At 64.6% G+C, this 20,935-nt stretch carries 21 protein-coding genes; 11 read left to right on the top strand and 10 right to left on the bottom strand.

The window, feature by feature from the left end:
- Positions 1–13 precede the first annotated feature (13 nt).
- The 3 genes from SK1NUM_RS12350 to SK1NUM_RS12360 are packed head-to-tail and all read left to right on the top strand — an operon-like array spanning position 14 to position 3,058.
- Positions 14–1,276, top strand: a complete 1,263-nt coding sequence (locus SK1NUM_RS12350; protein ID WP_212322419.1) for an ABC transporter substrate-binding protein — start codon at positions 14–16, stop codon at positions 1,274–1,276.
- Between the two features lie 5 nt (positions 1,277–1,281).
- Positions 1,282–2,220 carry a carbohydrate ABC transporter permease gene (locus SK1NUM_RS12355; protein WP_317988061.1) on the top strand — a complete coding sequence of 313 codons (939 nt, stop codon included), beginning with the start codon at positions 1,282–1,284 and terminating at the stop codon, positions 2,218–2,220.
- Positions 2,213–3,058 (top strand): carbohydrate ABC transporter permease, encoded by an 846-nt coding sequence (locus SK1NUM_RS12360; RefSeq protein ID WP_212322421.1) that lies wholly within the window; start codon positions 2,213–2,215, stop codon positions 3,056–3,058. The genes SK1NUM_RS12355 and SK1NUM_RS12360 overlap by 8 nt, the downstream gene beginning before the upstream one ends.
- An 86-nt stretch (positions 3,059–3,144) precedes the next feature.
- Here SK1NUM_RS12360 and SK1NUM_RS12365 read toward each other — a convergent pair whose 3' ends face one another.
- The 4 genes from SK1NUM_RS12365 to SK1NUM_RS12380 all read right to left on the bottom strand — a co-directional run bounded on the left by SK1NUM_RS12365 (position 3,145) and on the right by SK1NUM_RS12380 (position 5,416).
- Positions 3,145–3,507 (bottom strand): type II toxin-antitoxin system VapC family toxin, encoded by a 363-nt coding sequence (locus SK1NUM_RS12365; RefSeq protein ID WP_212322423.1) that lies wholly within the window; start codon positions 3,505–3,507, stop codon positions 3,145–3,147.
- The gene (locus SK1NUM_RS12370) at positions 3,504–3,710 is read right to left on the bottom strand and encodes a type II toxin-antitoxin system VapB family antitoxin (protein ID WP_212322425.1); all 207 of its coding nucleotides are present in this window, start codon (positions 3,708–3,710) and stop codon (positions 3,504–3,506) included. The genes SK1NUM_RS12365 and SK1NUM_RS12370 overlap by 4 nt, the downstream gene beginning before the upstream one ends.
- A gap of 222 nt (positions 3,711–3,932) precedes the next feature.
- Positions 3,933–4,979 carry a glycoside hydrolase family 76 protein gene (locus SK1NUM_RS12375; RefSeq protein WP_212322428.1) on the bottom strand — a complete coding sequence of 349 codons (1,047 nt, stop codon included), beginning with the start codon at positions 4,977–4,979 and terminating at the stop codon, positions 3,933–3,935.
- A 95-nt stretch (positions 4,980–5,074) separates the two neighbouring features.
- Entirely contained in the window at positions 5,075–5,416 is a 342-nt protein-coding gene (locus SK1NUM_RS12380) for an Imm51 family immunity protein (protein ID WP_212322431.1), read from the bottom strand.
- A gap of 196 nt (positions 5,417–5,612) precedes the next feature.
- Between SK1NUM_RS12380 and SK1NUM_RS12385 the strand changes: the two genes are divergently transcribed.
- Entirely contained in the window at positions 5,613–7,313 is a 1,701-nt protein-coding gene (locus tag SK1NUM_RS12385; protein WP_212327804.1) for an NAD-dependent malic enzyme, read from the top strand.
- A gap of 169 nt (positions 7,314–7,482) precedes the next feature.
- Complete coding sequence (locus tag SK1NUM_RS12390) at positions 7,483–8,064, top strand: hypothetical protein (protein ID WP_223927573.1); 582 nt, start codon at positions 7,483–7,485, stop codon at positions 8,062–8,064.
- A gap of 242 nt (positions 8,065–8,306) precedes the next feature.
- Here SK1NUM_RS12390 and SK1NUM_RS12395 read toward each other — a convergent pair whose 3' ends face one another.
- On the bottom strand, positions 8,307–8,702 hold the full coding sequence (locus tag SK1NUM_RS12395) for an SdpI family protein (RefSeq protein ID WP_212322447.1): 396 nt from the start codon (positions 8,700–8,702) through the stop codon (positions 8,307–8,309).
- Positions 8,703–9,055: 353 nt separating this feature from the next.
- On the opposite strand from SK1NUM_RS12395, the gene SK1NUM_RS12400 reads away from it, so the two are divergent.
- On the top strand, positions 9,056–9,895 hold the full coding sequence (locus SK1NUM_RS12400) for a hypothetical protein (RefSeq protein WP_212322449.1): 840 nt from the start codon (positions 9,056–9,058) through the stop codon (positions 9,893–9,895).
- Between the two features lie 72 nt (positions 9,896–9,967).
- Here the strand turns inward: SK1NUM_RS12400 and SK1NUM_RS12405 are convergent, their stop codons facing one another.
- Complete coding sequence (locus tag SK1NUM_RS12405; protein WP_212322451.1) at positions 9,968–11,461, bottom strand: glutamine synthetase family protein; 1,494 nt, start codon at positions 11,459–11,461, stop codon at positions 9,968–9,970.
- A 180-nt stretch (positions 11,462–11,641) separates the two neighbouring features.
- On the opposite strand from SK1NUM_RS12405, the gene SK1NUM_RS12410 reads away from it, so the two are divergent.
- The 5 genes from SK1NUM_RS12410 (at position 11,642) to SK1NUM_RS12430 (ending at position 17,070) form a co-directional block, all read left to right on the top strand.
- Positions 11,642–12,346 carry a phosphotransferase gene (locus tag SK1NUM_RS12410; protein WP_212322453.1) on the top strand — a complete coding sequence of 235 codons (705 nt, stop codon included), beginning with the start codon at positions 11,642–11,644 and terminating at the stop codon, positions 12,344–12,346.
- Between the two features lie 205 nt (positions 12,347–12,551).
- Positions 12,552–15,899: a bifunctional proline dehydrogenase/L-glutamate gamma-semialdehyde dehydrogenase gene (locus tag SK1NUM_RS12415; RefSeq protein WP_212322455.1), complete on the top strand. Its 3,348-nt coding sequence runs from the start codon at positions 12,552–12,554 to the stop codon at positions 15,897–15,899.
- 164 nt (positions 15,900–16,063) lie between these two features.
- Positions 16,064–16,384: a putative quinol monooxygenase gene (locus SK1NUM_RS12420; protein ID WP_212322457.1), complete on the top strand. Its 321-nt coding sequence runs from the start codon at positions 16,064–16,066 to the stop codon at positions 16,382–16,384.
- Positions 16,385–16,396: 12 nt separating this feature from the next.
- The gene (locus SK1NUM_RS12425; RefSeq protein ID WP_212322460.1) at positions 16,397–16,822 is read left to right on the top strand and encodes a (R)-mandelonitrile lyase; all 426 of its coding nucleotides are present in this window, start codon (positions 16,397–16,399) and stop codon (positions 16,820–16,822) included.
- On the top strand, positions 16,822–17,070 hold the full coding sequence (locus SK1NUM_RS12430; protein WP_223927577.1) for a carboxymuconolactone decarboxylase family protein: 249 nt from the start codon (positions 16,822–16,824) through the stop codon (positions 17,068–17,070). The genes SK1NUM_RS12425 and SK1NUM_RS12430 overlap by 1 nt, the downstream gene beginning before the upstream one ends.
- 165 nt (positions 17,071–17,235) lie before the next feature.
- Here the strand turns inward: SK1NUM_RS12430 and SK1NUM_RS12435 are convergent, their stop codons facing one another.
- From SK1NUM_RS12435 to SK1NUM_RS12450, 4 genes are all read right to left on the bottom strand, one after another.
- Positions 17,236–17,544, bottom strand: a complete 309-nt coding sequence (locus SK1NUM_RS12435; protein WP_212322462.1) for a DUF2316 family protein — start codon at positions 17,542–17,544, stop codon at positions 17,236–17,238.
- Positions 17,545–17,624: 80 nt separating this feature from the next.
- A complete protein-coding gene (locus SK1NUM_RS12440; protein WP_212322465.1) occupies positions 17,625–18,197 on the bottom strand; it encodes a TetR/AcrR family transcriptional regulator in 573 nt (190 codons plus the stop codon).
- Positions 18,194–19,669 (bottom strand): MFS transporter, encoded by a 1,476-nt coding sequence (locus tag SK1NUM_RS12445; RefSeq protein WP_223927579.1) that lies wholly within the window; start codon positions 19,667–19,669, stop codon positions 18,194–18,196. Before SK1NUM_RS12445 ends, SK1NUM_RS12440 begins: the two co-directional genes overlap by 4 nt.
- 167 nt (positions 19,670–19,836) lie before the next feature.
- The gene (locus SK1NUM_RS12450) at positions 19,837–20,403 is read right to left on the bottom strand and encodes a CAP domain-containing protein (protein WP_212322470.1); all 567 of its coding nucleotides are present in this window, start codon (positions 20,401–20,403) and stop codon (positions 19,837–19,839) included.
- Between the last annotated feature and the right edge of the window lie 532 nt (positions 20,404–20,935).

Below are 20,935 nucleotides of genomic sequence, written 5' to 3' on the forward strand. Positions count from 1 at the left end.
GAAGGAGAACCCGATGAAGCGTCGCACGTTCCTGGCGGCCGCCTCAGTACTTGGAATCGCACCTGCCCTGTCCGCCTGCTCCAGCCAGACCAGCCAGGGCTCCGCGGAGTCGCTGAGCAAAGACACCGAGGCCGAGCTGACTCTGTTCTACTGGGACAAGGCTCAGAAGCCCACCATCGAGGCCAACATCGCCGCCTTCAACAAGGAGTACCCGAAGATCAAGGTGACTCCGTCGGTCGCGGTCTACAAGGACTACTGGACCAAACTGCGCACCCAAGCCGAGGGCGACCAGCTGCCCGACGTGTTCTGGATGAACGGCCCCAATTTCCAGCTCTATGCCGGCAACGGGATGCTCGCCGAACTCGACGACCTCCAGGACGTCGCCTGGGACAAGTACCCCAAGGCCCTGGTCGACCTCTACACCGCCGAGGGCAAAAAGTACGGGGTACCGAAGGACTTTGACACCATCGCCTGCTTCATCAGCAAGGAGATCTTCACCAAGGCCGGCGTCGCGGTCCCCACGAGCGGCTGGACCTGGGAGGAACACCACGCCGCCGCCAAGGCCATCGCCGACGCCAAGGCGGGCTACGGCGTGGTCGTCGGGCTGACGGACCACCAGTCCAGCTACTACAACACGATCTACCAGGCAGGCGGCTACGTCATCAAGGACCGCAAGTCCGGATATGACGACCCCAACACCATCAAGGGCATCCAGTACTGGGTTGACATGATCAAGGACGGCTCCATGCCTGAGCCGAAGGTCATCGCCGACACCGAGGCAGATCATCTCTTCATGGATGGCCAGGCGGGCATCCTGTGGGGTGGTTCCTGGCTGGTCAAGACGCTGCGTGAGAAGTTCACGGGCGACGAGGTGGTGGTGGTGCCGCTGCCCAAGGGTGAGAAGGAGGCCACCATCATCCACGGCCTGTCCTACGCTGCCTCGGCGAAGTCGAAGAACCTGCCCGCTGCGAAGGCACTGATCAAGGCGTTCACCAGCCAGGCCGGCGAGGAGACGGAGGCCACCAACGGGACCGCGATCCCGGCGTTCAACGGCACCCAGGCCAAGTGGCTGGAACAGGCACCCAGCTGGAATCTCGACGTGTTCACTAAGGCCGCCGACAGCTACGCCGTTCCCTACCCGGTGTCGAAGAACACCGCGGTCTGGGAGGAGAAGCAGAACACCATCCTCAGTGACGTGTTCACCGGCCAGCTGGCCGCCGAGGAAGGCTGCAAGAAGCTGGCTGCCGAGATGAACACGGCCCTCGGACAGGAGTAAGTGAGATGACCGTCGACAGGAGCGGCGGGGCCAAGGTGTCGCCCTCCCGCCGGCGTCGCGTCAACCCGATGTCAGTGGGGGCCTGGCCCCTGCTGTTCATCGGGCCCCTGATGCTCGGCGTCCTGATCTTCTACTATTTCCCGATCATCGGGAACCTGTACGCGTCCTTCACGAAGACGAATGCCTTCGGCGGCAATCAGAAATTCGTCGGGCTCGACAACTACACGGATCTGCTGGCCCGCCCGGACCTCCCCTCGGCGACGGTCAACACCCTCTTCTACACGGCCGTGGTGCTGCTGGCGGTGCCGTTCTCAGTGGTGATCGCCTCGCTACTGGAGTTGCCGGGCCTGAAGGGCCGCTCCCTCTACCGGGTCCTGTTCTTCATGCCCTACCTGGCGATGCCGGTCGCGATCGTCCTGGTGTGGCGGCTGTTCTTCAACGGCAACTTCGGGCTGCTGAACCAGACGGTCAAGGCGCTCGGCGTGGCTGACCCGCCCTACTGGCTGTCCACCCCAGGGCTCGTCATCCTCGCCGTCGCGTTCTTCGGGATCTGGGCATCGATCGGTTTCAACGTGATCATCCTGTCGGCTGGCCTGAAATCGATCCCCAAAGAGCTCTACGAGGCCGCGCAGCTGGACGGAGCGGGTGCCTGGCACCAGTTCAAGAACATCACGGTCCCGCTGCTGACACCGTCGATCTTCTTCCTGACGATCATGCAGGCCATCGGAGGCTTCCAGCTCTTCGACGCACTGTTCGGGATGCTCGGGCTGAACAATCCTGCGGCGGGCGCCTCCCGGTCGCTGGTCTCGCTGTTCTACCAGGAGGCATTCGTCAATAACAACCGGGGTGCCGGGGCTGCGATCTCCATCATGATTCTCCTGCTGGTGGGCGCGGTCACCGCGGTCCAGTTCTGGGCACAGAAGAAGTGGGTGCACTATGTCTGAGCGTTCACACAACACCTGGAGGCAGCAGGTACGGCTTCTGCCCGCTCACATCATCCTGCTCCTCGGCGGCCTGACGATGGTCTTCCCGTTCGTGTGGCAGGTGATGATGTCCCTGTCGACGAACCCCGAGATCCAGTCCGTGCCGCCGCAGTTCCTCCCTGCCACACCGCAGTGGAACAACTACGTGGACGTGTTCGCCCGGATGCCTTTCCTCTCGCAGTTCTGGACGTCGCTGCTGATCACGGTGATACGGACGGGAGCCCAGCTGCTCCTGTGCTCGATGGCGGGCTATGCCTTCGCCCGGATGCAGTTCCGGGGACGGAATGTGCTGTTCGGCCTGCTGCTGGCGATCCTCATGATCCCAAGCCAGGCGTTCCTGATCACCCAGTACCAGATCGTCAAGGGCATGGGCCTGCTGGAGACCCCCTGGGGAATCGTGCTGCCCGGGCTGTTCTCCGCCTTCGGAACGTTCCTGATGCGGCAGGCCTTCATGTCACTGCCCAAAGAGCTGGAGGAGGCTGCCCGCCTCGACGGCTGCAACCCGTGGCAAGTGTTCTGGAAGGTGATGCTGCCGCTGACCAAGCCCAGCCTGTTCGCCGTCGCCATCACGACGGTGCTGTGGAGCTGGAACGACCTGCTGTGGCCGCTGATCGTCACCACCCGCGAGACGAACATGCCGCTCAGCGTCGGCATCGCGACCTTCGCCGGACAGCACCAGGCTGACTGGAACCTCATGATGGCGGCCTCCGTGATGGCGATGGCGCCGATCTTCGCGCTGTTCTTCGCCATGCAGCGCAAGGTCATCGAGGGCCTGGCGACCTCCGGCCTGAAGGGCTGACAGCACCGCCGCCGCTCCGGGGAGTCATGCCTGCCCGGAGCGGCGAGCGGGCCGGGCGGCCCCGTCCAGCGCGCCTCCCAGATCCCCTACTCGAAGGCGATCTCCAGCTCCTCCGCCATTGACTTAAGACGCTTGTCCCGGGTCCACAGTCGCGCCCCTGGCACCACGAGGACCGCGCCGAGCAGGTTGACGTCCACCAGGCTGAGGCCGCGGCCCCACAGGCGCCTGGACTCCACGAGGTGCAACATTTCGTCGTCCTGCAGGCTGGGAAACCGGTGCAGGTTCTCCAGGTAGGACATCCGCACCGAGCGAGCGGGCATGGAACTGAGCGCCAGCTCGCCGATCACCATGGCGTGACAGCCCGCCTCGTCGCCACGCAGCAGACGGACCAAACGCAGGTCGCTGCGGCGAAAGTGGTCGATCCAGACGGAGGTGTCGACGAGGATCACTTGGCGAGGTCTCCAAGGTCCCGGTTGCGCGCCGACGCCTGCGCCTCGGGCTCAGCGCCACCCAGTGCCGCCAGCCGCCGGGCACTCTCAACGCGGATCAGCGTCTCCAGGCCCTCGCGGAGCAGAACGGAACGCTCCTTGACCCCAGTGAGCTCCTGGGCGCGGCTCACCAGGTCATCGTCCAAGGTCACCGTGGTTCTCATGATCGTCCTCTCCGGCATCAAAACTAGCATCAGATGATGCTTTTCCAGCCTCATCCCTGCCTGTCCGACATGACAGATCGAACCACATTCTCAGGCCATCGGTCCAAAATCTTGCTGACAATCAGACCGGCATGAGCTGCTGCCACAGCGCCCTCCGAAGCAGGAAGCCCCTACGTTCCGTCACGTCCAGGCGGCCTTCAAGGCCGAGAGGATCACCGTCTATCAGGCCCACCGGCTGGGCAGCGCCGCGGCAGCCTCCAGGAGCATCCACGCCGAGGCCTGCACTGACAGGTCCCGCTCTGGGATCCGGCTCCTCCGGTCGGGAACCTGCGCGGGCTGGCTCCATTCATGCCCGAAGACCGGCAGCCCGTCCGCCCCCTCCGCCGCGTTGCGCCACGCGGCATCCGCGGAGACCCGCACCATGTGCGCGGCGAGCTCCCGGGTAGCGTCATCGCCCTCCAGCCGGTTGGCCACGAGCGCCAGGTAGCGGGCCAGGATGCCCGCGAACAGGCCGCCGTCGTCGCCATCACGCCCGATCATCACCCCCTCATAGGTGAGGTGACGCGAAGTGGCTGCCACCAGGTCGGCGATCCGGCGCGGCGACTGCGACCCCATCACCTCTAGCTCAGCGCCGAGCACAACGCCCTGGCAGTAGGTGTAGATGGTGTCGTCGCGCCTGGGTCCCTCCGGGGTCTGGACGATCCCATCGGCCACCAGGCCGTTGCCGAGCATCAGGTTCCCGGCGATCCAGTCGGTGATCCGCACCGCCTCGTCGCGATACCCGGCGCGAGCCAGCATGATGGCCACCGGGCCGTTCGCAGGAGCGTTGAGGAAATTGTCGCCGATCCGCCAGGGCACCACACCCTCGGCCCGGATCGCACCGCGGCAGGCCCGGATGATGGAGGCCGCGCTGAACGACAGCTCGAAGACGTCCTGGGCACGCTGCAGGGCAAGTCCCCACCAGGCCATGTCGTCGTAGAAGCGGTTGGTGCGCCTGCCGCCGTTACGGATCAAGCTGGCGCGCGCCATCCGCCGGGCCAGCCGGGCCCGTTGCAGGCTGGGGGCACGCAGCTGGGCGTCAGTGATGCAGTCGAGCAGGTGTGCCTGCCACCAGTAGTGCCATGCCAGGAACAGCCGGTGGGACAGCCGCGACGGGTGGGAGATCACCCCGCCCCGGGTCCCGGGAAGAGCCCAGATCCGCCGGATGCTGCGCGTCAGGACAGCCTGCTCAGCCAGCGCGGCCCGCCCGGCCGGGGTGTCGGTCTGCATTCGCCCTCCCATCGATGTCTGGGCCCAGTTAATCAGATGGCTTCAGGACCACCGGCGAAGACATCAGGCGCGATCCAGCGCCTTGATCAGTACGCCTAGTCGTCGAAGTCGTGGCCCGCCGCGTCGGCCTCCTCGATGAGGGCTGCGAGCTTATCCTCCTCCATCAGGTAGGGAGTCAGGACGCTGATGAGCTCGTCAAGCTCCTGAGGAGTGCCCTGAGCGGAGTACATACCGGCCTCAGGGTCCGAGCTGACATCCGGTGCCTGCCCCTGGGCGATCAGCCACCGCACCACCCCGTCCCAGAAATACCCTCCTGGCTCGTGGCCGCTCTCCTCCGCGACCTCGAAGGTCGGCGGGGCGTCGAAGTCGAAGAAGATGGAGCGGGTGCCATCGTCGAGATCGATGTGCTTGATGAAGTCAGGGGTGGTTTCAGGCATCACAAACTCCTGGCTGAGACAAGACCTGGACTACAGGGCGTGACAGAGTCTGACAGACCTGTTTGCCGATGGCCAACAGCAAAGTTCGCACACCGATCCAAACACCTCGTCCGACAATCGCCTTCAGAGGGGCATCAACGGTAGATTGATAGTCCAGCGCATGGACAGCGCTGAGAAAGATGAGAGGCACAGCGGGATGCAGCAGGCGGGTTTCAAACTGGACACCAGTTCACGGGAGGCCATCCTGGAAATCACCTCCCGGGGCCGGCTGGTGATCACCAATCCGGTGTCGAACCGGGGCACCGCCTTCACCCACCGGGAAAGGGAGCAGCTGAATCTGTCAGGCCTGCTGACGAACCGGGTCTCCAGCATCGAGGAGCAGCTTCAGCGCACCTACGGCCAGTTCAAGCGCTGCCCCTCGGCGCTGTCGAAGTTCATCTACCTGTCGCAGTTGCGAGACCGCAATGAGGTGCTCTACTACCGGCTGGTCAGCGAGCACCTGGAGGAGATGCTTCCCATCGTCTACACCCCGACCATCGGAGAGGCCATCGAACGCTTCAGCCACGAGTACGTCGGCACCCGGGGGGTGTTCCTGTCCATCGACCATCCCGAACGCATCGAGGAATCCCTGCGCAACTTCGAGCTGACACCCGAAAATGTCGACCTGGTGGTGGTCACCGACTCCGAGGGGATCCTCGGCATCGGTGACCAGGGGATCGGCGGTATCCAGATCGCCATCGGGAAGCTGGGACTGTACACGGCCGCCGCCGGCATCCACCCGCAGCGCGCCATCCCGGTCGTCCTGGATGTCGGCACCGACAACCTGGGGCTGCTGCACAGCGACAGCTACCTGGGTGAGCGTCATGCGCGGGTCCGTGGCGAGAAGTACGACGAGTTCATCGACCGCTTCGTGAGCGTAGCGACCGAGCTGTTCCCCAATGCGATGATCCACTGGGAGGACTTCGGCGTCTCCAACGCGCACCGCATCCTGCAACGCTACGCGGACAAGATCTGCACCTTCAACGACGACATCCAGGGCACCGCAGCCGTCGTCCTGGCCGCGGTGATCGCAGCTGTCCGCCGCACCGGCATCCCGCTGCGCAAACACCGGTTCGTGATCTACGGGGCGGGCACCGCAGGCATCGGTATCGCCGACATGATCCAGGGCGCCCTCAACGCGGCAGGCCGCGAACCGGGGCAGTTCTACGCCTTCAACCGCCATGGCCTGATCATCGAGGACAGCCCCGGGATGCGTGATTTCCAGCGGCCCTACGCGCGCGGCCGCTCTGAGATCGACGGCTGGGATGTGGCCGACCCGCAGCGGGTGAACCTGCTGGAGACCATCAAGAACGCGAAACCCACCATCCTGATCGGCACCTCCGCGCGCGGTGGTGCGTTCTCGGAGGAGGTGGTGCGGGAGATGCACTCCTACTGCGACCGCCCGGTCATCATGCCCCTGTCGAATCCGACCGACCGCGCGGAGGCCCGCCCGGCGGACCTGCTGGACTGGACCAACGGCAAGGCCCTGATCGCGACGGGCAGCCCGTTCGACCCGGTGCGGCGCGGCGATGTGCACCACACGATCGCCCAGGCCAACAACGCCCTGATCTTCCCGGGACTGGGACTGGGCGTGTCGGTGGTGAGGGCCAAGCTGGTCAGCGAGGAGATGATCTACGCCGCGGCCCAGGCGCTGGCTAGCTTGGTCAATGAGCACCAGCCCGGGGCATCACTGCTGCCCACCATGCGGAATCTGCGGATGGTCGCGGCGACGGTGGCGAAGGCAGTCGCCGAAACAGCCGAGTCCCAGGGGCTGGCCCGGCGTCCCCTGACCAACCCAGTCCAGGACATCTACGAGCGCATGTGGAAACCGGAATACCCACAACTACGCATCGTGTGAAAACGTCCCGGCCATAAATCCACTGAATTCATCGCATTGGATCGCTTCGAGCATCAATGCCGGATCCCGACCCGGCTTTGAGACGCTCATGACAGGACCCGCCCTGTACCCCAGTAGGCTTTCGTGGCACTCTGGTCGTTGTCAGCATTCGCCCAAACAGGAGATATCCGTGCCCTTTTCTCGACGTATCGCTCCAGCGGCCACCGCCGCGTTGATGGCGGCTGCTCTCCTGGCAGGCTGCGGTACCAACAACCAGCAGGCCAGCCCCTCCTCCCCCGGCAACGACCAGTCGAATCCCGCGGCAGAGGGGATCAAGCTACCGACCACTCGCCCCTCAAAGGGAGAGGGAAGCAAGCCGAGCCCCTCTGCCAGCCCGACCCCAACGCCTGTCAAGGTGCCAGGCGCCTACGCCGGGGCAGGCGGCCCCCGTCCCCAGAACGCCACCCCGATCACCTCGGTCCACCCGGCAACGGACACCAGCCCGGAGACGGCGGTGATCAAGACCCCGTCGAACAACATCGGCTGCGATCTGTCCGCTGACTTCGCCGGCTGCGGCATCGAGAATTACCAGCAGTCCAAGCCCTACGGCAGCGACCAGATCGGGGCGAAGTGGTGGGTGCCGCTCGACGGCTCAGGCAATGAGGTCGAGGCGAAGGGTGATGCTCCCACTTACATGGACGCCACCGTCCCCCCCGCAGCTGGTGGAGTACGGCAAGGTCGTGTATTACAACGACTATGTCTGCGCCTCTGAGCAGAACGGCCTGACCTGCTGGAACACCTCGACGGGTCACGGCGCCTTCATGAACCGCGACAGCACAACGCTCTTCTGACCGATCCCCCAACCCTCAGGCCGCGGTCACGCGGTGAGCCCGGAGAGGTGCGGCGACATTCATCGCGAGGGTTTCCAGCGGGCAGAGTCATGCCAAGATGTGGCGCAGCGGGATCCTATGAATCCTGGCAGCCACCATGAAGTACCGATCGGAGGCATCCCCACTAAGGCTGTTTGACGTCGCAGTCCCTCATTTCACTTTTGCTGAGCACTTTCGCCGCGGCGCGGTCACCCACCAGGAAGCAGTAACCGACGATGGCGGCGGCCACCATCGTGATCGACACCAGGCCGGTGAGCGCGGTGGAGAAGGATACGGGCAGCAAGAGCCAGGCACCCGCCAGGATCGTCACCACCCCCGCCACCTTGGCGGGACGGGAGGCCCGGATATGCGCCGCCGTCCATGCCTCCTCGCTAGCCAGGGTATTGGCCGTCCGGATACCCGCTAAATCCTTGCGGTCGAATAAATCTTCGGCGGCATACCTGCCAAGAATGATCAGGAGAACACCAGATAACCCCATACCCCCAGCCACGACGATCCGACCTATCCATTCCGCAAGCACAAGCTTCTCCCTTCATGTCAGCATTCGACTTTTATTCATAGGTCACAGGCCGCCCAGGAGCTGCTGCCCCTCGGCCAGACCACGCTAAGGAACCTAAACTGACGATAGTTGATTGTTTTACCAGTCTGCTTCCCTGGCGAGAAACGTGCATTCACGAAGTGCAATTGCCAATGGCGGCACCACCGTCCGGAGTAACCGTTCAGACAACTGGGAGGAACTTTCGTTAAGTAACGAAAATCAACCCAGACACTTCCTATGCCTATTCCTCGCCGGAGAAACACCTGAAGACGAATCACCAGCGTGCAGTCGATAGACTATCGGACCACAGGACTTTTGCTTTAGGGGGTCAAAAAATGAATCTGAAGACACGCATGGGAATCGGGGTGCTCGCTCTCTCCGTCGGTTTCCTCGCCGCCGCGCAGCCGGCGGAGGCGACGAACCGCGGCACGCAGAATGGCGACGAGTCGAAGGAGTGCTCGGCGCTCTGGCGTGCCGAGACTGTCCTAGACGCTGATCTGACCAACGACGACGCCGAGTACCCGGACCTCATGGTGGATTTCGCGGGTGATCCTGTGCACTACACGAACGGCGGCTACATCCGCGAGGTCACTCCCGCCCTGAAGAACTCCGGGATGCTGGAGATCAACCACTTCTACGTCGGCTCGGGAGCCAACCTGGCACAGGTCTGGCGGATTCCCACCGCAACCAAGGACGCCATCAAGGATGCGAGGGTGACGGTGAAACTACCGCCAGCCGTGGTCACTGGCGGGTACAAGGTGACCTTTGACGCCGTCTCGGTCAACTCCCGGATCAGTGCCTGGGGTGACAACTACTCCGGTTTCGAATGGGCGGAGCGGGCCAAGGCCACCGACAATGGCGACGGCACCTGGACTGTGGACCTGGGCGACCTGCCGGCCGGAGCCGGCACCGTGTACCAGTTCACCGTCGCCGTCGGGTCCGCCGTCAGCATCAACGACCGCTTTGTCGCGAGCGCGTCCCTGACCGGCACCTACGAGCAGGGCGGCAACAATGGCAAGTGCGGTGCGCCTTCCCCAAACCCAACCGACTCACCCACCGCCTCTGCCGATCCCACACCGGCACCCACACCGTCGGTCTCGCCGACCCAGTCGCCCTCGGCCCAGTCCAGCCAGCTTCCGAGGCGCGCTGGCCTGCCCCGGACCGGCCTGGCATAACAAACGCCTGAGGCCCCGGCGGCCCTGATGGGTTGCCGGGCTTCAGTCTTTCTTCGCACCGGACAGAAAACGTCAGCCGATGTGGAAGTACCGCTCCACCAGGTCCTCCATCCGGACCCGGTCGGCGACGATGTCCGCGCGCAGGTTCTCATCCTCGAGCGCGATCAGCTGCCCGGCCCAAGCGTCGATCAGGCCGGGCGGGAAGACGCCGAGGGCCTCGTAGTCGCCGCGCTGGTCCAGCAGCCGGCGAGCCGCCTCGGCGCAGGAGGCTGGCAACTGATCGAGCCCTGAGAGCCCGGAGGCGTCGCCGTTGACGTAGCGCGCCATCGCGTAGTCGAGCATCGATGGGTCGGACAGGCCGATCCGGGCCGCGACGGTGATCCCCGCCAGCAGCAGATGAACGTTGGCCGCGCCGTCGGGGGACCGGAGCTCGACGGTCTGGGAGTCGTTCGGCAGCGCCCCGATGGCCTCCTCCTGCGGGTTGGCGTCGCGGAACATGCGGTCGTCGAGATGCTGCCAGCCAAGCGGCACCCGCACCAGCGCGGAACGGTTGCGATCGCCCCAGCAGATGGCGGTGGGCGCCTCCTGGTGCGGCACCAGCCGCAGGAAGGACGTGGGCACCGGGTTGCCGAAGGCCGTTAGGGATGCGGCGTGCGACAGGTACCCGCCCACAACACGGCGCGCCACATCGGTGAGCCCGGCTCCTTGGGAGAACTGGTTGACCCCGTCCCGCATGAGGCGGGTGTGGAAGTGCATGCCCGACCCGGCCTGCCCCACCACGATCTTCGGTGAGAACGACACCTCGATGCCGTGGGCGTGCGCGACCTTCCGCACCACCCACTTCGCCAGGGTCATCTCGTCGGCAGCGCGGGTGACGTCGGTGGGCAGAAACTCGATCTCCTGCTGCACCATCTGGAGGCCGTCCGCGACGAAGTTGCCCACCTCGGAGTGCGCATACTTGACGGAGCAGCCCATCCGCACCAGATGAGCCAGGGACTCGATACGCACCTGCTCACATTTCGAGAACGGGCTGGCCTCGTGGTAGCCGCGCTGCGGCTCGACGGGAAACAGGTCCTCGGCGGGCGAGAACAGGTAGTACTCCAGCTCGCCGAGCGCCTCCAGCCGACAGCCGGTCTCGTCTTCAAGGGCCTGCTGAGCTTTGCGAAGGATCTGCTGGGGCGAGCTTGCCAGGGGATTTCCCTCGACATCGTAGAAACCGCACACGATGTCGAGCGTGGGGAATTCCGCGAAAGGGTTGAGGAAGGCGGTGCGCAGTTGCGGCACCACGTAGAGGTCGGAGCTGGTGGCGTCGACGAAATTGAACAGCGACGACCCGTCGACCCGCTCCCCCATCGTGAGGATCCTGTTGAGGTGTGCGGAGGACTGGATGGCGAAGTTCAACACCTTCAACCGGCCGTCACCGCCCAGATATCGCAGGTTCAGCATGGGGATGTCCTGCTCCGCGACGAACCGGATGATGTCATGACGGGTGAATTCGTGCGGCTGCTTACCGAGCGCACGAACCAGCGGGTTGGGGTTCAAGGTAAGGGTGTCGATCTCCACCACGGCTCCTCCTCTTCGAGTTGCCCAGATTGTTTCAGAGATGTTACGAAACAGCCAGTCCAGAATAGTTCCCAGTTTCGTTCTCGGCTCCCCGCCACGGCCGTTCTCTACTCAACAACGAACGCGCTCCGCAGCCTGATCGGCAGCAGGACCTCACCAGGCTGCTTGATTTACCCTTCTCCCATGAGGCTTGGCGCGGTGCTTGAAGCCTGGTCCGGCTTGGCCCAGGGACCTCCGCTGCCTGGCGGCAACCGGAACGAGGTGCTTGCTGGGAGCATCGCGGGACGGCAGGTTGTGATTCGCCATTCGAGCCGTGGCGAGGAATCCCTGCATTGGGAATTCGATCTGCTTTCGCATCTGCGGTCCCGAGGCTGCCTAGTCCCTGAGCTGATCCCGGCCGATGATGGACGTCTTCACCTCAGCGGCTGGCATGTGCAGGAGTTGCTTCCTGGACGCCCCGCCACCTGTGAGGACGGATCAGCCGTGCGGAAGGCGCTCGCGAGGGTGCATGAATTAACTCGTTCTTGGGCGCAGCGCCCAGGAGCGGTGTCAGCGTCGAAGCTCCTGACTGCCTGGCACGGCGGAGACATCGACCTCAGCGCGATGCCTGACCCACTCGTTGCGGAAATCCGGCGGAGCTGGCAGGCCGTGAAGCCAGCGGAGAGCTGCGTGGTCCATGGCGACGCAGGTGGGATGAACGCCCTGGTCGCTCCCGACGGCAGCTGTGCCCTGATCGACTGGGATGAAGCTCGCGTCGACGATCCGCTTTTCGACGTACCCGCGGACCCCGGAGAGGAGAGGGCTGCGCTGGCCTGGGAGGTCGCGACCTGCTGGATGCGGGAACCCGGCTATGCCAAGCGTCTAGCTGTCACCTTTATGGCCGGTTAGTGATCCTGGCGGCGCGACCGGCTGAAGCACAGCACCGGCCACCGCGCCGGACGCATTGTTCGTTGTCACCGCACGATCGCGGTTTGTCTTTCTCCCGAGTCACCTCACCCTGGGTGCTCTCGGGCCATCGTCTTGCCGGTAAGTTCCCCCAAAGGTATTTGGTCTTTGTAGTCCGAATGAAACAAAGTTGGTGCAATATGTTCCTGTGAGCAACGTGACCAACACATCATTGATCGACAAAGCTGTACGCACCGCACGACGGTGGGCGCAGCGTTCCCTTGCCTACCCGGAGCCCCGGGCGGCAAAGCTGTTGGCCAGTGCCTTGGACCACCCGGACGGGCTCCGCTTCACCCTTGAGTTCGTCGACGGCGTTCTGCGACCCGAGGATCCTGCCGTGGCAGCCAGGAACCTGGGCCGCCTGGCCCGGCAGCCCGTCCCATTCCTCCCGTCCTACCTACGCGCCGGCCTCGGCCTCGGCGTCGCCCCCGCACCCAGGGCAATGCTGCCCGCTGTGCGACGTGCTTTCTCCGTGCTGCTCGGCGACCTCGTCGTCGACATCGGCAGCGACCTCGGGCCGGCACTGGCCAGGCTACGGCGCAGCGGCGCGAGCCTGAATATCAATCTTCTCGGCGAGGCTGTCCTGGGTGACGAGCACGCCTCCTCGCGGCTCAACCGCACCATCGACCTGCTGAACCGCCCGGACGTCGACTACGTCTCCATCAAGGTGTCGTCGGTGATGGGCCCCCATTCCCCCTGGGCCCATGACGTGACGGTCAAGGAGGCCGTGGTCCGGCTCGGCCCGCTGATGGAGACAGCCGACCGGACGGGCAAGCTCGTGAACCTCGACATGGAGGAGTATCGCGACCTCCACCTCACCCTCGAGGTGTTCGAACAGTTCGCCATGAAGCTGCCGAACCTTAGGATGGGGCTGGCCGTCCAGGCCTACCTGCGCGAGTCGCCCCTGATGATCGAGCAGATCCAGGAACTCGCCCGCCGCCGCCACGAAGCCGGTGGCGTACCGCTGCGGGTGCGCCTGGTCAAGGGAGCCAACCTGGCGATGGAACGCACCCAGGCGGAGCTGCGGGGCTGGCCCAATCCGGTGCTGCCGTCGAAGGTGGAGACCGACGCCAGCTACCTCAGCGCCCTCGATCGTCTCCTGACGCCCGAGTCCATCAACACTCTGCATCTCGGAGCGGCCAGTCACAACATCTACAGTCTCGCGACCGCCGTCGAGCTGGCGAAGTCCCGCGGCATCACGTCGGGCTTCGGCATCGAGATGCTGGCTGGCATGGCGGTTCCGCTGCAGCGGGTGATCCTTGAGGACCTGGGGGCGCTGCGTCTCTACGTGCCGGTGGTGCCACGCAGCGAGTTCGACTCCGCGATCACCTACCTCGTGCGGCGTCTTGAGGAGAACGCGGCCCCCGAGAACTTCATGTCCGGAGCTGCTTCCCTCGGCCGCAACGCCGCCTTCCTCGACAAGGAGGAAGGCCGGTTCCGCGATGCCGTGGAGCTGATCGGATCCCCCACCCCGGCCGCCTGGGCGCAGCAGGAACGCAGCGAACCGACACCGGTGTTCACCAACACCCCCGACACCGACCCCGCGCTGCTGAGCAACCAGCGGTGGGCGGATTCCATCCGCGAGGCGCTGGGCGGCTCCGATCTCGGCAACAACACCGTCGCGGAGGGCACGCTCGACTCCGCCGAGGCCCTCGACGAGGTGCTTGAGACCGCCGTCGCGGCAGGCAAACGCTGGGCCGCGACGCCCGCGAAGGAACGTGCCGCGGCTCTGCACCGCCTGGGCGCTGAGCTTGAGGCGATGCGCACCCAGCTGGTGACCGTCGCTGCCGACGAGGTCGGCAAGCTCATCGACCAGGCAGACATCGAGGTTTCCGAAGCCTGCGACTTCGCCCACTACTACGCGTCCCTGGCCGGGGAAGAGGTCGACGGCGCCACCCACGTCCCGCCGCGCGTCACGGCCGTGGTCCCGCCGTGGAACTTCCCCATCGCGATCCCCCTGGGTGGGGTCGCGGCGTCACTGGCAGCCGGGTCTGCGGTGGTGCTGAAGCCTGCCTCGCCCTCACGGCGCTGCGCGGCGCTGCTGGCTGAGGCCTGCTGGCGGGCGGGCCTGCCGCACGACCTGGTGCAGTACGTCATCATGGGTGACCGTTCGCTCGGCAAACGCCTGGTCAGCGACGAGCGCGTCGAGCTGGTCGTGCTGACCGGGTCGGCGGAGACAGCCGAGATGTTCCGTTCCTGGCGTCCCAACCTGCCGCTGCTGGCCGAGACCTCAGGTAAGAACACCCTCATCGTGACCCCGTCGGCCGACCTGGACCTGGCGGCCGCCGACCTGGTGGCCTCCGCTTTCGGGCACGCCGGGCAGAAGTGCTCGGCGGCATCACTCGGCATCCTGGTCGGGTCGGTGGCGCGGTCCCGGCGCTTCCTGGACCAGCTGGTCGACGCCACCTCTTCCCTGGTGGTGGCGTGGCCCGAGGATCCCGCAGCCCAGATGGGCCCGCTGACGGAGGTGCCCGGGGAGAAGCTGAAGCGCGGCCTGACCGAGCTGGAGCATGGACAGAGTTGGCTCGTCAAACCGCAGCGCATTGACGACCGGCTGTGGCGGCCGGGCATCCGCGTCGGCGTGCGGCCAGGCAGCGCATTCCACCAGGTGGAGTACTTCGGCCCGGTGCTCGGCCTGATGGCGGCACGCGACCTCGAACAGGCCATCGACTGGCAGAACGGCACCGAATACGGACTGACAGCCGGCATTCACTCGCTGGATGCCGAGGAGATCCAGCTTTGGCTGGACTATGTGAAGGCAGGGAACCTGTACGTGAACCGCGGGATCACCGGGGCGATCGTGCGGCGTCAGCCCTTCGGCGGCTGGAAGCGTTCCGCCGTCGGCACCGGCGGCAAGGCGGGTGGGCCGAACTACCTGGTGGGTTTCGGTTCCTGGAAGCCGGAGGATCTCGACTCCTCCAGCGCCTTGACCGAGCCGCGCCTCGTGAGGCTCATCCAGGCTGCCGCGCCGATTCTCGACGAAGAACAGCTTGCGCGGCTCAACGTCGCAGCATCCTCGGACCAGGCGGCCTGGCGCACCCTGTTCGGCGTCGCGCACGACCCGTCGGCGCTGACTGCGGAGATCAACGCGTTCCGCTACCGCCCGACGGCGGTGACAGTGCGGGTGGAGTCCGACGACCCAATCGCGGTGCTGCGGGAGGCCTCGGCTGCCGTGGTCACGGGGTCCCCGGCGATGTTCTCATTCCGCGAGGAGCCTGCGGAGGATTTGGCAGGTGTTCTCACCGAGCTCGGCTTGACCGTCAGGGTGGAGGACGACACCACCTTCGACCGGGACATCCGAGGCCGGGTGCGGCATCTGGGTGACCGGGATCTGCTGACCGCGGTCGGCGGGTCGATCGACGTCAGCGTCCACTCGAGTCCAACCCTCTACCCGGGACGCCTGGCGCTGCTTCCCTACCTACACGAGCAGGCGGTGTCCGTGACGAACCATCGCTTCGGGCATCCGACACCACTGACCGACGACCTGCGAATTTAGTGCCGCGTGTTGTGAGTTCGCCGGTGTTTTTCGGCCCCGGAACCGCCTCCCACTGACGAACTCCCACCACACGACACTAATAACAATTCACCGGCCCAGCCACCGTGCGGTATCCCTGCCGCTGGCTGGGCCGGTTCGCGCCAGTAGGACGTAGGGTTGACGGCATGATCCTGATTGTCGTGAAGTTCCCGGTCAAGCCCGAGCGCGCTGAGGAGTTCATCGCAGCGATGGGGCCGGTCACCACCGCCACCCGAGCTGAGCCAGGCAACAAATGGTACGAGTGGTCGCGCAGTGTGGAAGACCCGAGAGAGTTCGTCCTGGTCGAGGCGTTCAACGATGATGCGGCCGAGGCGCACGTCACGTCAGCGCATTTCAAGGAGGGCCTGGAGACCATGCGTCCCTTCCTGACGGCCACCCCCAAGATCATCTCACGAGTGGTCGAGGGAGATGGCTGGGAGCCGATGGGTGAGCTCCAGATCGACTGACAAGGAGCGATGATGGACATAGAGTCGAGAACAGGCAGCACCCAAGGCTCACCGGAATTTTTCACAGGAGACGTCTGGGTGAATTCAATCGCCGCCCCGAAGTTTCCGGGACAGCGGGCGATAGCTGCTCTCGTGAGGTTCGCACCATGCGCCCGCACCGCTTGGCATTCACATGCGCTCGGCCAGACCCTGCATGTGGTCTCAGGCGTCGCCCTGCTGGGGACCCGCGATGGCCAGGTGATCAGGGCATACCCCGGACAGACCATCTACACCCCGCCGGGCGAGGAGCACTGGCATGGAGCGACGCCGGAGGACTTCATGTCACACCTAGCGGTCCTGGACCAGGGCGATGATCCGGCAACCACCACTGTCTGGCTGGAGCACGTCGAGGATGCCGACTACCTGCGCTCCACCATTCCTGGAGAGGAGATTCCCTGATGGCAGAACAACAGCCCTCCGGTGCGCAACGCCAGTTCGGGCAGATCGCGCCATTCTTCGCGGAGATGACCGATGACGTGCTGTTCGGACAGGTGTGGTCCCGCAGGGAGTTGTCTGCCCGGGACCGAAGCCTGGTGACCGTTGCCGCACTCGTCGCCGGCGGCAATACCGAACAGCTGCGTTTCCACCTTCCGCACGCGGTCGAGAATGGCGTGACCCGCACCGAGCTGATAGAGGCGATAACATAACCCATCTGGCCTTCTATACCGGCTGGCCCAGGGCGGTGTCCGCGATCAGCATCGCCAAAGAGGTCCTCGATGACGCGGGAGACGCTGCTTCCTGAAGGCTGGGTGAATAGCCTGCCGGGTCCCACAGCGATGCTGACCGGTTGCGGGGACTCCGCTCGCAACCGGTCAGAGACCGGCGGGATCTGGCACCTCCCAGGAACCGAACCACATCTGCGCCTGCCTGCGTCTGGCCTGCTTCAACACGCTGAACTCGGGCAGCTGGATGCCGCGGGCGGCCGCGATGGCAACAAGGAAATCACGCACTCGCCAGACCTCGCGCGGATCCACGGCGGGCCTCATGTCCAGGACAGCCGCCAGCTGGTCGGTGCCGTACCCAAGCCGGTGAGCCAGCTCCTCGTTAGTGGCAGGCAGTAGTTCCCGCAGCGCCGTGAGTTCCTCAGCGGTCTGGCGGCGTTCGGCATCGTTGATCGACATGATCCCAAGTGTGCCAGCCGGGGTTCGCCCACCACCTGCTGTGACTTGCGGCTCGACGCCCTCAGAACCGTCGACTACCTTCAGAGATCTCCCAGGGCACTGACCGATTCCTGTGCGCAATGGCGCAGGGCCGCCACGGACGGGAAGTCCTCATGGTCTGGCCAGGCCAGACAGCCCTCGACGCAGACGCTGATGATGGCGCGCGCCCGGGCGCGGACACCCAGGCCTTCACCTATCAGCATGCCTTCCAGCGCTGCGGTCCAGGCAGTTGTCTGCTGCCACAGCAGTTCTTGAAGCCTGGGAGTGTCGTGCACCAGACTGACCCTGCGGGCGAAGTCGTCGATCCAGTCGCCGGAGTTGTCCAAAACCAAGTCAATCAGGGCGATGATCTCCGCTGGTGTTCCCACTACTGGATCCGTCGTGGCCTCGTGGTACAGCATCTGTCCGATACGCCCCGTCAACACGACATCGACGATGACGGCCTCCTTGGTGCCGAAATGCCGGTAGAAGGTCATGGGTGAGACGTCGGCGGCATCAGCGATTTGCTCGACGGTGACGTTGTCGAAACCATTCTCGGTGAACAGGTCCAGGGCGGCATGCCGGATGTTCCTGCGCGTGGTGAGTTTCTTGCGCGTCCGCCGGTCGCTGGTCATGGTCGCGATTGTACGAAAACCCGTCGCCCAGCGGTCACGAGAAGCACCACGCTCACAGCCAGGGCGATCAGTGCGCAGGCACCGAAGACCAGCTGCATGGCCTCGACATAGGCGGTGGAGGCGACAGCCCGTACCGTCTCGCCCTGCGGGGATGGCAGTCTTCCAGCAGCCGCGAAAGCCGCCGTGATGGATTGGGTGATGGCGGCCCCGGCCTCGGGAAGGTCCTTAACCAAACCTGCGACCCCTACGGCGTAGCGATTGCCGATCAGCGACCCGAACAGTGCGACCCCCAGGACTGCCCCCAACTGACGGATGCTGTTGAGCAGCGCCGCCCCAGCACCGCTGCGTTCTTCAGGGACGGCGCTCATACCCGCTTCGATGCCACGAGACTGACCGATGCCAAGGCCGAGGCCGGCAACCAGCAGGCCCCAGAACATCGGTGTGTATCCGCTGGTGGTGGTGCTCATCGAGCACAACCACAAACCTGCCGCCACCAGCACCAGCGCCCCCGGCAGGATGAACTCACGGATAGGTCCGAGCCGCGACAACCGGCCGGCAATGACCGCGCCGGCCACAGCCGTCAACGCTACCGGCATGAGCATCATGCCTCCCGTGGTCGCATCATTGCCAAGCACAGTCTGAAGATAGCTGGGCGCGGCGAACAGGACCCCATAAAGCACGCAGCTGATGAGCATGAGCACGAGCACCGGAAGCCGGAAACCGCGTCTCGCGAGCAGTCCAAGATCAGTGAGCTTGCCCTTGGCCCGGTTCTCAACCAGTACGAAGACCGCCAGGAGGACACCTCCCGCGACAAGCAGCCCCCACGTGGTCGGCGCCGTCCAGGTGCGTTCGGCATTGATCAGTCCCCAGGTGAGCAGGGAGAATCCGCCGGCTGAGATCACGATCTGCGGCAGGGGCAGGGGACGCCTGTCAGATGCCGGCCGGCCCCGGGGGACGAAGAGTAGGCAAAGCACCAGGGTGAGGATCGCGACGACAATGTCCAGCCAGAAGACCGCGCGCCACCCCCAGCTGTCGATCATGGGACCTCCGATGAGCGGGCCGAACGGAGCACCCACTGCCCCGGAAGCCGTCCAGATCGCCGTCGCCATGGCTCGTCTTTCGGAGCCGAATAGCGCAGGGATGAGGGCTAGCGACATGGGGATGAAAACCGACGAGGCAAGGCCCATTAGCACACGGGCTGCTATCAGCAGCCCAGGTGTCATCGACACCGCTGCCAGGACAGCTCCCGCGATGAACAGGCCAACACCACCCAGCAACAGACGACGATGTCCGAACCGGTCCCCCAAAGCACCGCCCAGCAGCAGCACTGACAGCGAGGCGAGGTTATACGAGGAGACGATCCACTCCAGCTGGCCAGCGCTCGCCCCAAGCCCGGACGCCAAAGCGGGCAGCGCAACGTTGACCATTGTCGTGTTCATGAACAGCAGGACCATGCCCAGGCAGAGAGCCATCAGGCCGAGCCATCCCCGCTTAATGTTAGTAGCTAGCACATGTTAGAGTCTATCTCTAAGTCAAGTCCCCCAGAACGGCCAAGACCTCCGGAACAAACGGAGCCGCGGGGCGGCCCCTGAGGTCGATCAAGCCGACCCGGGACCGCCCCGCGGTTGTGAAGTGAGCTCTACGCAGACTCGACGAGACCTGCGCCACCGGGATTCTGGTAGCCACCGAAGTTCTGGGTGGCATACCAGGATTTGGTGGACGAGTTGTAGGCCATGCCAATACCCAGGGCGTTCGCATCGGGAGCGACCATGTTGGCGTAGTGGCCTGGCGAATGCAGCCACTGCTCAAAGATCTGAGCACCGACATCACCGCTGAGAGCACTCCCCCCGCGCATGGCGACGTTCTCCGAGGCCGTGCTCCAGCCACTCGGGTAGCCATCCGAGAAGTGCGGACGATGTGTCATCGTGTTCTGCGAAGCCATGTGTTCGGCCCAGTCCTGAGCAATCGCGTCCAGCTGTACGTAGCGGGTCACGGGCTTCAGGCCCAGGCTGATGCGCAACTCGTTGACCTTGTGGAAGATGGTCTGAGAGTATGCAGCGCCGTCCTGGGTGACAGCCGCAGGGGCGACGACGGCCTGCGGAGCTGTCTGGGGCGCATCCGATCCGGTGGCAGCCTGAGCAGCCGGAGCCGCAACGAGCGGCACAGCAGCCAGCAGCGCACCCGCGAACAAACGCGTCATCTTCATGAGCAGTCCTCTCTTGGTTAGGGAAAATGGACTGCGCACCACTCCAGCACACCCCAAAGATCACGACAAGGTAACGTTGCAGCTGCCAGCCACCCAACAGATGAGTTAACGATAGTTAATTGCACTTTGACTAGGGGGTTCACCGCCATCATGGAGATGATAAAACCGTTAATCATCGTCACGGCGCCCGGCGTGTCGGTATGGGCGACACCACAAGCAGCCTCTGTCACACAACCTCGCCCCATATACCAGCAAGATCACAGGCCACCCATCCCCACAAGCATGACTCCCCCAGAGGCTTTTAGATAAAATTTAACTATCTTTAGTCTCTATTGACCCTCGGTGAAACCCTCATTAATATCCTCGTGGGGGGAGTAAGAAATCCAACTGTAAACCAAATTCGTTGGCACTTCGGAACAGCAACTCCCCCCACCCACATCTTCTTTAAATGGCCGACAAGACCAGTTGATTGCTCTGCCATCGCCTAGGGCCTTGACCATCGAAGATCACGAAATTCATCTCAGCGCCCGGA

This window comes from Arachnia rubra, from assembly GCF_019973735.1.
Taxonomy (GTDB): domain Bacteria; phylum Actinomycetota; class Actinomycetes; order Propionibacteriales; family Propionibacteriaceae; genus Arachnia; species Arachnia rubra.